The 7,953-nt window shown below is 61.1% G+C and carries 5 protein-coding genes and 1 pseudogene; 2 read left to right on the top strand and 4 right to left on the bottom strand.

Annotated elements, in window-relative coordinates; translation table 11 throughout:
• From KQ940_RS22335 to KQ940_RS22320, 4 genes and pseudogenes are all read right to left on the bottom strand, one after another.
• Positions 1-257 (bottom strand): annotated as a pseudogene (locus KQ940_RS22335) (amino acid ABC transporter permease); the annotation flags it as partial.
• Positions 258-346: 89 nt separating this feature from the next.
• Complete coding sequence (locus KQ940_RS22330) at positions 347-1,360, bottom strand: amino acid ABC transporter substrate-binding protein (protein ID WP_343222712.1); 1,014 nt, start codon at positions 1,358-1,360, stop codon at positions 347-349.
• Between the two features lie 301 nt (positions 1,361-1,661).
• Positions 1,662-3,068, bottom strand: a complete 1,407-nt coding sequence (locus KQ940_RS22325; protein WP_217416859.1) for a sigma-54-dependent transcriptional regulator — start codon at positions 3,066-3,068, stop codon at positions 1,662-1,664.
• Between the two features lie 43 nt (positions 3,069-3,111).
• Positions 3,112-4,803, bottom strand: coding sequence for a transporter substrate-binding domain-containing protein (locus KQ940_RS22320; protein ID WP_246590264.1), 1,692 nt, complete (start codon positions 4,801-4,803; stop codon positions 3,112-3,114).
• A 327-nt stretch (positions 4,804-5,130) separates the two neighbouring features.
• Here KQ940_RS22320 and KQ940_RS22315 point away from each other — a divergent pair, with 327 nt between their 5' ends.
• On the top strand, positions 5,131-6,561 hold the full coding sequence (locus tag KQ940_RS22315) for an aldehyde dehydrogenase family protein (RefSeq protein ID WP_217416858.1): 1,431 nt from the start codon (positions 5,131-5,133) through the stop codon (positions 6,559-6,561).
• 14 nt (positions 6,562-6,575) lie between these two features.
• Positions 6,576-7,778: a multidrug effflux MFS transporter gene (locus KQ940_RS22310; RefSeq protein ID WP_217416857.1), complete on the top strand. Its 1,203-nt coding sequence runs from the start codon at positions 6,576-6,578 to the stop codon at positions 7,776-7,778.
• Positions 7,779-7,953: the final 175 nt, after the last annotated feature.

The following is a 7,953-nucleotide window of genomic DNA, read 5'->3' as shown; positions in this document are numbered from 1 at the left end:
TCGATCAGCGACAGTGGAATACCGAAGCCCGCCTCCTGCGACAGGAAGGAGAAGCCGGTGGTGATGCCGCGCTGTTCTAGGTTGTTCAGGGTGTTGTCGATGATGAACCAGGCGAAGGCGCCCAAGGTCAGCACCAGCAGGATCTGGAACACCAGCGCACGCTTGGCCGGGTCGTTCCAGGGTTTGACCTCCGTTGAAGTCAACTCAGGTGAGGGCGCCTGAGCGGGAGGTGCCGTTTTTATAACGTCAGTGGACATCTGATCACTCTCCGGGCCCGCGAAGGGCCAGTTGTGGACAGCACGGAGCACTCGTAAGAGTGCTCCGATCTACACAGTTTTCGAGCTGATCAGCGGATCGGCGGGGCGTACATGATGCCGCCGTTGTTCCACAGGTTGTTCAGACCGCGGGTGATCTGCTGCGGGGAGTCCTTACCCACGTTGCGATCGTAGGCTTCACCGTAGTTGCCCACCTGCTTGACGATCTGGTAACCCCAGTCCTCGGCGATACCCATCCCCTTGGCCAGGCCCTCTTCGTTACCCAGCAGACGCTTGATGTTGGGGTTGTCGCTGGACTTCATCTCATCCACGTTGGCGGAGGTGACGCCCAGCTCTTCGGCGTTGATCATCGCGTTCAGCGACCACTTGACGATGTTGAACCACTGGTCGTCACCCTGGCGTACCACCGGGCCCAGCGGCTCCTTGGAGATCACCTCGGGCAGTGCGACCACGGAGTCCGGATCCTGCATGCGGGTACGCAGACCGAACGCCTGGGACAGGTCGGTGGTGAAGGCATCGCAGCGGCCGGTATCGAAGGCGGTGGCCGCCTCTTCGTTGGTGTCGAATACGACCGTCTTATTCGTCAGTCCATTGGTACGGAAGTAGTCGGCCATGTTCAGTTCGGTGGTGGTACCGGACTGTACGCAGATGGTGGCGCCGTCCAGCTCCTTGACGCTGCTCAGGCCCATGTCCTTCTTCACCAGGAAGCCCTGGCCATCGTAGTAGTTGACGCCGGCGAAGTTGATACCGAGCTGGGTATCGCGGGTCAGGGTCCAGGTGGTGACGCGGGAGAGCAGATCGATCTCACCTGAGGCCAGCGCGGTGAAGCGCTCCTTGGCGTTCAGCGGAATGAACTTGACCTTGCTGGCATCACCCAGCGCGGCCGCGGCCACGGCGCGGCAGACATCCACATCCAGGCCTTGCCAGTTACCCTTCTCGTCAGGAACGGAAAAACCGGGAACACCCGCGGTCACACCACATTTCACAAAATCTTTCGACTTGATAGTGTCCAGGGTGCCGGCGGAAACCGCACCGGAGAGTGCCACAGACATTACGGCCGCAGCGGTCAGAGCTTTTTTATTCACGTTGTAATTCTCCTTAGTACTGACTTTGCACGCTCACACTTGCCGACCCGCACTTTGGCTGGATCAACGACATTTAGATGAGCAAAGTCGATGCCAATACCTGAGAAAAACTACAACATTTTGATTTTAAATGGCTTTATAAGAAAGATCAGAAAAGTGCGCCCGAACAAAGGGGTATAACCTTTCGACAGCACGTACCGACAAAATCAATATTTATCTTTATATATCAATAAATTAACAAGACATTGCACACGTTATAACCATCCGCCAGGTTATAGGGGTTCGTGACTGGGTTTGGACCTCAATCCTGCAGCCGCTTGAGCCGCTTGCTCAGCGCCGGCTGGGATACCCCGAGCAGACGCGCCGCGATCGACTGGTTACCCTCGGCGCGCCGCATCGCCTCCTGCACCAGCAGATCGGTCACATCATGCAGGCTGGGCAGGGGTTCGTCGGGCACGAACACCGCACGCTCTTCCGCCACCACCTCCCCCTCGTCAAGGTGCGCATCGATGGCGCGTTTGAACACCTCCATCGACAGCATCCGTGCACGGTGCACGCTCATCGCGTCGTAGACCATGGCGCGCAGCTCACGTACGTTGCCGGGAAAGCTGTAGTTGGACAGCAGCACCGGCAGTTCACGGGGAATGGTCGGCTTGCTCTTGCCCAGCTCATCAGCGGCCTCGGCGAGGAAATGCTCAAGCAGTAACGGGATATCCTGCTTGCGCTGACGCAAAGGAGGAATGCGCACCAGATGGGTACGCAGGCGGTAGTAGAGATCCTTGCGGAACTCGCCGGAGGCCTGCTTTTTGGCAAGATCCTGATGGGTCGCCACCAGCACCCGCGCCTGGATCCGCTTCGGCCGATCGCTGCCCAGCGGGTAGTACTCCCCCTCCTGCAGCAGCCGCAGCAGCTTGACCTGCGACGCCATGCTCAGGTCGCCGATCTCGTCGAGAAACAGGGTGCCGCCGGCGGCACGCTCGATCATCCCGGCGCGCTCCTGGTTGGCACCGGTAAAGGCACCGCGCTCATGACCGAACAGGGTGTCGGCAAACATGTTGTCATCAAGACCGGCCACGTTGACGCAGACCAGCGGTCCGCTACGACCGCTGAGGGTATGCGCGGCGCGGGCGATCAGCTCCTTGCCGGTGCCGCTTTCGCCGCAGATCAGGATCGGCTGGCGGCTCACCGCAACCGACTCCAGATACTGGAATACCGAGCGCATCCCCTTGTCGCCGGTGACGATATGGGCGAACGCCTCGGGCTGCTCCAGGGTGTCGTACAGAAAGCGCTTGCGCAGCTCCTGGTTCTCTCGCCGCAGCTCCTGCAGACGGATGGCGCGACGGACCCCGGCGATCAGTCGATCCGGCTCGTCGGTTTTGACGAAGTAATCGAAGGCACCGAGCTTGATGCAGTTGACCGCGGTCTCCACCTGGTTCAAACCGCTGATCACGATCACCCCCACATCGGGATGCTCCTCGACGATCTGTGCCAGCAGCTTCTCCCCGGACAGATGCGGCATGGTCAGATCCAGGGTCACCAGACCGATGTTCTCCCGCGCCAGAATCGTCATCACCTTACGGCTGTCCTGGCAACGCTGGATATTGGTGATCCCGCCGCTGCGCTCCAGCGCTATGCTCAGGCTGCGCAAAAAGGAGGCTTCATCGTCCACCAGTAACAGACCAAAGGAGGGGTATACGCTGTTCGTCATCAAATCGTCCTGCACTCTACTGGTTACCACACTGACCGGTCGCTTATTGATCGCCCTTGGCAGCCGCGCCTGACCCGAGCATCGACTCGCTCTCGACCGGCAGAATCATGCGCACCGTGGTGCCCTCACCCGGTTTGGAGTCAAACACCAGCCGCCCGCGATGTTCACTGACGATTCCCGCCGACACCGACAACCCCAACCCTGTGCCGCCGCTCTCTCGCTTGGTGGTGAAAAACGGATCGGTCAACTGGTTGATCGCATCCGGCTCGATCCCCTGGCCCTGGTCGCGCACCTCCAGAATCACCCGCAGGGCTCCAGACTCGTCGGCGTCGTAATAGGTACGCAGGAAGATCCCCTCTGTGGGTGAGCGCAGCGCCTGACAGGCGTTGAGGATCAGGTTGATCACCACCTGCTCGATACGCTGGGCATTACCCCTGACGGTCGGCAGACCGACCCCCAAACTCACCTCGAACTGGCCGGTGGCCTTGCGAATCGAGTTATCCACCAGTCGAATTGCGGTATCGACCACCGTGTTGAGATCCACCACCTCGCGCAGATCGGCACTGCCCTGGCGGGCGAAATCCTTCAGGTCGCCGACGATGCGTTTGATCCGCTGAGCGCCATCGAGCATCTCGTCCAGCATCAGCGGTATCTCGTCACGCATCCGCGAATAAGCCAGCCCGCCGATATCGAAATCACCGTGCGTACGGTAGTGGTTTTCCAATATCTCACGGGTATCCGCATAGGCATCGCGCAACACCGGCAGGTTCAGCAACAGCAGGCTGCTGGGGTTATTGATCTCGTGCGCGACGCCGGACACCAGCACCCCGAGCGAGGTCATCTTGTCCGCCTGTATCAACTGCTGCTGGTGGCGGCGCAGATCTTCCGAGCGGCTCTCCACCTCGCGCCTGAGCATCCGGTTCCACATCACGATACCGCCCAGGATCAGCAGCAGCGTCACCGACACACTGGCGCCGATCTGGCCCACCTTTTTCCACGGGAAGCTGCCCATATCCTCCAGCGGCCCCAGCCACTTATCATAGATCTGCTGGTGGCGTCCGGTATTTTTCAGAATGGCGAGGCCTTCGCTGAAGGTGGCCAGTGTATTGGAGTTACCTTTTTTCACCGCATAGCCGTAGCGATTCGCAAACGGCTTGGCCACCGGCAGGATATTGGTCAGGCCCAACTGGCGGCTGAGATAGAGCGAGGGCAGGTTGGCCACCAGGGCGTAATCCCCACGACCCGATGCCAGCAGACGCAGAGCATCGGCGTGGGTATCGACGGTGATCAGCTCCGCACCGACGTTATGCTCAAGCAGGTAGTCGTGCATGATATCCAGGTTCTGCACGATCACCTCCTTGCCCTGGAGTTCGTCAAGCTCAACCGCCGGCGCGCCTTTGCGGGCAAAGAAGGACTGGTGGACGATGGCATGGGGCGGCGCGAAATCGAACTCCTTGGCGCGCTCTTCCGAGTAGGACATCCCCTGCAGAATATCGATCTCTCCCGATTCCAGCTTGCGCCGCATCTCGGCCCACTCACCGAACACGAAACGCACATCGACCCCCATCACTTCGGCGATGGCACGGGTCAGCTCCACGTTATAGCCGGCCGGCTCACCGTTATCATCGAGAAATTCGTACGGGGGGTGGTAGTGGTCGCCGCCGACGACGATATATTGTCGGGCAGCGCCGGCAGTATCACCACGCGCAGCAAACACGGGCAATGAGAGCTGCATCAACAGAAGCCCCAGGCATAACAGGGCCAGGAGCGCATGGCTTATCGTTTTTGTTGTGCGCACGGACGGCATCACTCGATACGAGACAGGTGATTGAACGGGGCTAGTCGAATCGACCACGCCGGGATAACGACCAATTATCCCCGTTTTTCGTCCAATATGCTAAACCCTATATAAGGTGCCGCGTACCTGAACTACCACCACCAAGGGCACCGACTGCACATGACTTGTCTTCATTGACAATAGTTAACATGTTATTTATATTTTAGTTAATATATTAATTAAATGACGTTCGCAATCCGTCACTGAACGCCAGCGGAGATTCCCATGTTGCAAGCAAGCTACCCCTACTACCTGGCCAACGAAGCTGAAGCCCCCAACCAGGATCTTGCGGTCTACGACAAATACTCCGGCGAAGTCGCTACCCGCGTCGCGCTGGCCGACGCCGATGCCATCGATCGTGCCATCGCCGCCGCCGATGCCGCCGCCGAGCCGATGCGCAAGCTCCCGGCGCACAAGCGCCAGTCGATCCTGAACCACTGCGTCACCCGTTTTCAGGAGCGTTTCGAAGAGCTGGCCCAGGCGCTGTGCATCGAAGCCGGCAAGCCGATCAAGGATGCCCGCGGTGAGGTGACACGGCTGATCGACACCTTCCGTATCGCCGCCGAAGAAGCGGTGCGCATCGGCGGAGAGGTGATCCCGATGGATATCAGCCCCCGTGCCGAAGGTTACACCGGCATGTGGAAGCGGGTGCCGATCGGCCCCTGCTCCTTCATTTCGCCATTCAACTTCCCGCTCAACCTGGCCGCGCACAAGGTCGCCCCGGCGATCGCCGCCGGCTGCCCGTTTGTACTCAAGCCAGCCAGCCTGACGCCGATCGGTGCGCTGATCATCGGCGAGGTGCTGGCCGAAACCGACCTGCCCAAGGGTGCGTTCTCCATCCTGCCCTGCCGTCGCGACGGCGCCGATCTGTTCACCACCGACGAGCGTCTGAAGCTGCTCAGCTTCACCGGCTCACCGGAAGTGGGCTGGGACCTGAAAGCCCGCGCCGGCAAGAAACCGGTGGTGCTGGAGCTGGGCGGCAACGCAGCCTGCATCGTCGACGAGGGCACCGATATCGACGACGCCGTGGCGCGCATCGTGTTCGGCGCCTACTACCAGTCCGGCCAGAGCTGCATCAGCGTGCAGCGGATCATGGTGCATGAGAGCCTGTACGATGCCGTGCGCGACAAGCTGACCGCTGCGGTCAAGAATCTGAAGAGCGGCGATCCGAAGGATGAAGAGACCTTTATCGGCCCGATGATCTCCGAGAAGGAAGCGACCCGCCTGCACGGCTGGGTTGAAGCGGCTGTGGCCAAGGGCGCCACCCTGCTCTGCGGCGGCGAGCGCGAAGGCGCCATGCTGCAGGCGACGCTGCTGGAGAACGTGCCGGCCGACACCGACGTGAACTGCCAGGAGGCGTTCGGCCCGGTGGCGATCCTGTCCCGCTTCAGCGATTTCAACGCCGCACTGAAGGAGGTCAACAACTCCGACTTCGGCCTGCAGGCCGGTATCTTTACCCGCGACATCTACAAGATCCAGAAGGCCTGGGACGAGCTCGAGGTCGGCGGCGTGGTGATCGGCGATGTGCCCTCCTGGCGCGTGGACCATATGCCCTATGGCGGCGTGAAGGACAGTGGCCTGGGTCGTGAGGGTGTGCGCTACGCCATCGAAGACATGACCGAGCTGCGTCTGCTGGTGATCCGCGACCCGAACTGAAGCCGAGAGCGATAATGGCCGCCAGTCCAAGCGTTCGTACCCCGTCGGTCGCACTGCTCACGTTGATCGCCATGGCCAGTCCCTTGGCGCTCAACCTGTTCGTGCCGGCGATGCCGGATGCGGCGCGCGAGCTGCACACCGATGTCAGCGTGATCCAGCTGAGCTTTACCGCCTATCTGTTCACGCTGGCGTTCGGCCAGCTGCTGTCCGGACCGCTGGCCGATCATTACGGTCGCCGGCCGATACTGCTGATCGGCCTGGCCCTGCATACCGCAGGCAGTCTGCTGGCCGCCTTTGCCGGTGATGTCAGCCATCTGATCGCCGGCCGCGTGCTGCAGGCGCTCGGCGGCAGTGCCGCAATGGTGCTGGCACGCACCATCATCCTGGATATCTACGGCCGCGAAGGTGCTGCCGGCCGGATGGGCTATATCGTCATGGCGATCGCCATCGCCCAGTCGATAGCGCCGACCCTCGGTGGTTACCTGAACCTCTGGGTGGGGTGGAGCGCGATCTTCTATGTATCGCTTGCCACCGGCGCGCTGGCCTGGCTGGTGGCCCTGCTGCAGATGCCGGAAACCTGCACGGAGAGGAGCGACAGCCTGCGGCTGAAGCCGGTGATTCAGCGCTATGCCGGTGTGTTCCAGTCCTCCGGTTACATCGGCTATGCGCTGTCGACCACCTTTATCGCGGCGGCGTTCTACATGTTCGTCGGCACCGCGCCCTATATCGTCGACAGCCTGGGCGGTAACTCGGCGTTGTTCGGTACCTGGTTCCTGAGCGTGTCGTTCGCGTTCATGGCCGGCAGCTTTCTCTCCACCCGTCTGGCGAAGCGCGCCAGCGTGGATCAGGTGGTACTGGCAGGCAACGCGCTGTCACTGTTTGGCGCGCTGCTGCTGGTCGGCTTCGCCCTCGCCGCGACACTGAGTTACGCAACCCTGTTTCTGCCGATGGCGCTGGTGACTCTGGGCCGCGGACTGAGCCAGCCCAACGCCCAATCCGCCGCCATCAGCTGCTCGCCGACCTCCGCCGCCACGGCATCGGGACTGCTGGGCTTCATCCAGCTGCTGACCGGCGCAACGATCGCCCAGCTGATGCCGCTGCTGCTTGGCCAGAGCGTGCTGCCGATCATGGTCTGCATCGCACTGGCACCGGCTTCGGCACTGGCCGCGCACTACTATGCAATGAAGAAAAACCGCAGCCTGGCCCTGTCATCCTGAGCGTAGGGACAGACACCAGGCACCAGACTTGAACAGAATAAGAGGTATAGAACATGGGTAAACTGGCCCTCGTCGCGAAGATCACCCACGTACCGTCGATGTACCTGTCCGAACTGGACGGGCCGCAGAAGGGGTTCCGCCAGGCCGCCATCGACGGCCATATCGAGATCGGCAA

This window comes from Marinobacterium ramblicola, assembly GCF_019084545.1.
In the GTDB taxonomy this organism is placed as follows: Bacteria; Pseudomonadota; Gammaproteobacteria; order Pseudomonadales; family Balneatricaceae; genus Marinobacterium_D; species Marinobacterium_D ramblicola.
The sequence above is the reverse complement of the archived record's forward strand: the minus strand, read 5'-3'. Positions and strand labels throughout refer to the sequence as shown.